Origin of the sequence: Cetobacterium sp. (assembly GCF_048470075.1) — a bacterium.
GTDB lineage: Bacteria > Fusobacteriota > Fusobacteriia > Fusobacteriales > Fusobacteriaceae > Cetobacterium_A.
This window is the reverse complement of the sequence record NZ_DBGBQB010000112.1, coordinates 1-3,289: the sequence shown is the minus strand read 5'-3', so window position 1 is coordinate 3,289 and position 3,289 is coordinate 1. Positions and strand designations below refer to the sequence as shown.

Sequence of the window (3,289 nt, the reverse complement as noted above, 5' to 3'; positions counted from 1 at the left end):
ATCAGACATATGTTTTAAAAACTATGAAATTTGTAATATATTCAGGGTAGGAACTACCCGCAGAGCGTGATTAATATATCTGACATGAGTCAGATACTTCCCACGAAGCCCCGCCCTCTATTAGGACGGTGGTAGTTCACACAAGTAAATTTAAAACAGATAGTGCTCCAATTACCCATAGAGTTAAATTTATTTTCTTTATCTCTCCTGCTGATATATGAGTTATTATATAGGCAACAAATCCGAAACTCAACCCTATACTGATACTATATGTTAAAGGCATCATCACAATTGTTATAAATGCTGGAACTGCTAATTTCATATCTGTAAAATCTATATTTCCAATTGATTTAAACATAAATACACCCACAAGTACAAGTGCTGGTGCTGAGGCATATCCTGGTACTACCCCTACCAGTGGTGTAAATAGCAGTGCCAATAAAAATAGTCCACTTGTTACTAGAGAGGCTAGACCTGTTCTTGCTCCTGCTGAGATTCCAGCTGCTGATTCAGCAAAAGATGTCACTGTACTCGTACCTAAAACTGCTCCAATCAATGTTGATGAAACGTCCACTTGTAACATTCTTTTTAACCCCTTAGCACCCTCTTCACCCTGTACTAAGCCCATATTTTTGTAACATGCCATCATAAATCCAAGAGAATCAAATAGATCTATAAACATAAATGAAAATATTGAACCAATCAATGAGATTTTTAATGCTCCCAATATATTTACTTTCATAAAGATTGGTTCTATTGATGGAGGCATTGAAATAATTGCTTTTGGAACCTCTACAATTCCAAAGAACATTCCAATAATTGTTGTCAGTGCAATACTTATTAAAATTCCACCTCTCACCTTTTTTATCTCACATATAACCATAATTGCCAATCCTAAAATCCCCAATACAGTTGGCATTGAGAAATCTCCTAAGCCTACAAAAGTGGCCTCATTTGCAACTATTATACCCATATTTTTTAAGCCTATAAAAGCTATAAAAAGTCCTATACCTGAAGTAGCTGCTGTTGAAACTACACTTGGAATAGCATTTGCAATTCTCTCTCTAATTCCCCCTAGTGTCATAATTAAAAAGAATAATCCAGAGATAAAAACAACTCCCAGCGCATCCTCCCAAGAAACACCTTGTCCTAAAACTAAGGTATATGTAAAAAAGGCATTTAATCCCATTCCTGGCGCTAAAGCGAACGGTGCATTTGCCCAAAGTGCAGCTATTCCTGTTCCAATAGCTGTGGCCAAGCAAGTTACAGTTATAAGTGCCCCTTTATCCATCCCTGTTGCAGAAAGAATTGCTGGATTTACAAAAACTATATAGGCCATTGTTAAAAAGGTAGTAAGTCCGCCTAAAACCTCTGTTCTTATAGAGCTTCCCCTCTCCTCAATTTTAAATATTTTTTCCAATATATCTGATGATGTATTTCTTGATACTATTTTTTCCACTTTATATTCCTCCACTTATATTATATCTATTACAGGAAATCTATTTGGTAAAACTATGTTTGCTCTATTTTTTATCTCTTCAGATTTTTCCTTTACTTTTTCAATTAATTCATTTTCATTTAAAACTAAAATCTCTCTATTTTTCATTAACCATTGTCCATTACACATTGTCGATTCCACATTTTCACTAGACATTGTATAAACTATATTGGCTATTGGATCATGAAGTGGTATAGAATGAAGTGTATTTGGGTTTAAAATAATTAAATCTGCTTTTTTCCCCACTTCCAAACTTCCTATCTCATTCTCTAACATTGCGCATTTAGCTCCATTGATAGTTGCCATCTCAAGTATCTGTTCAGCTGGAACAATTTTTGGATTCAATGTTCTTCCCTTGTGGATTAAAGATGTTAAATACATCTCTCTCATCATATCCATTCTATTATTTGACGGAGCTCCATCAGTACCTATTGAAACACTTATGCCCTTTTCTAACATCTCTGGTATTCTTGCAAATCCAAGTACAACCTTCATTGCTGCTGCTGGGTTATGAGATACTTTTACATCATATAATCTAAATAGATCTATCTCTCTATCTGTTAACCAAACAGTGTGAACTGCCAATAAATTTGGACCTAAAGCTCCTAATTTATGCAGGTGTTCAACTGTTGAATTCCCTCTATTTGATTTAACATAATCATTTTCTGCAGCTATCTCTGCTATATGCATATGAATTCCTGTTTTTAACTCATCAGCTATTTTTTTAGTCTTTAGTATTAGCTCATCGGAGTTATTGAAAATAGTTCTTAGCCCAAACCAAATCTTAACTCTTCCATCTGCTGTATTGTTATATTTATCATACAGCTCTTTTTGAGTCTCAATCTCCTCATCAGCTGTTTTTATCCAGTTATTTGGTAAACCAATCCCCTCATCCATAACCGACTTTGATAGTGCAGCTCTCATACCAGTATTTTTTACCGCTTCTACCATAGCTTCTACATATTGTCCACCTGACTCCAAAAATGTTGTAACTCCAGATTTTATCATCTCTATACAACAAGCAGTAGAAGATACCAGTGAGGCTTCATAATCAAAACTGCTCTCATATGGCCAAACCCTCTCTCTTAACCAAGTTAAAAGATCCACATCATCAGCTATTCCTCTTCCTAGTTGTTGTGATAGGTGTACATGAGTATTAATCAGTCCAGGTAGGACAATTTTTCCTTTTGCATCTATAATCTCTATATTTTCTGAAAGAAGCTCCTCATCTATCTTACCGATAGCTTTAATTGAATCCCCTTCAATTAAAATTGAGCCATTGTTATAGACCTCTCTTTTAGCATTCATAGATATCACATATGCATTTTTTATTAAAGTTTGTTTCACAAAAAACCTCCATTTTTTTAATAAAAAAAAGTGTAAACTCTATCTGGGATAGAATTTACACTTAAACTGAACCTAAAACATATTGCAATATTTTAAGAGAATTTATAAGTATAAGCTCTCCCCATAGCGTCCATATTTAAGGTTAGGACGTAGAAACTTTTGAACCATATTATCAAAATATATGAGTAAACTTTTTAATTTAATGATACCATATTTGTATAAAAACTTCAATATCCTTGTGAAAAATATCCATTTTTTTTGAATATTTAAAGAAAAAATGCTAAACGCTTTTATAAATAGATATTAAAAAAGCAGAGGGCAACCATCACAAATCCCTCTACTTAAATACTTAATCACCTTTGAATAATTTTAAAACTTTCAATCATTTTCTTAAAAAACATTTTAAATCTCTTAAAAGTAAAACAGTTTACTGACTTTAAATCT

General features: G+C 33.4%; 2 protein-coding genes and 1 riboswitch. Both genes read right to left on the bottom strand.

Translation table 11 applies throughout. The annotated features are described in order from the left end of the window. Positions 1-136 precede the first annotated feature (136 nt). A complete protein-coding gene (locus ACMOUI_RS04190; protein WP_418964484.1) occupies positions 137-1,459 on the bottom strand; it encodes an NCS2 family permease in 1,323 nt (440 codons plus the stop codon). A 15-nt stretch (positions 1,460-1,474) separates the two neighbouring features. Further along, the gene (locus tag ACMOUI_RS04185; protein WP_418964483.1) at positions 1,475-2,845 is read right to left on the bottom strand and encodes an amidohydrolase; all 1,371 of its coding nucleotides are present in this window, start codon (positions 2,843-2,845) and stop codon (positions 1,475-1,477) included. Between the two features lie 104 nt (positions 2,846-2,949). Further along, positions 2,950-3,050: riboswitch (purine riboswitch) on the bottom strand. Positions 3,051-3,289 lie beyond the last annotated feature (239 nt).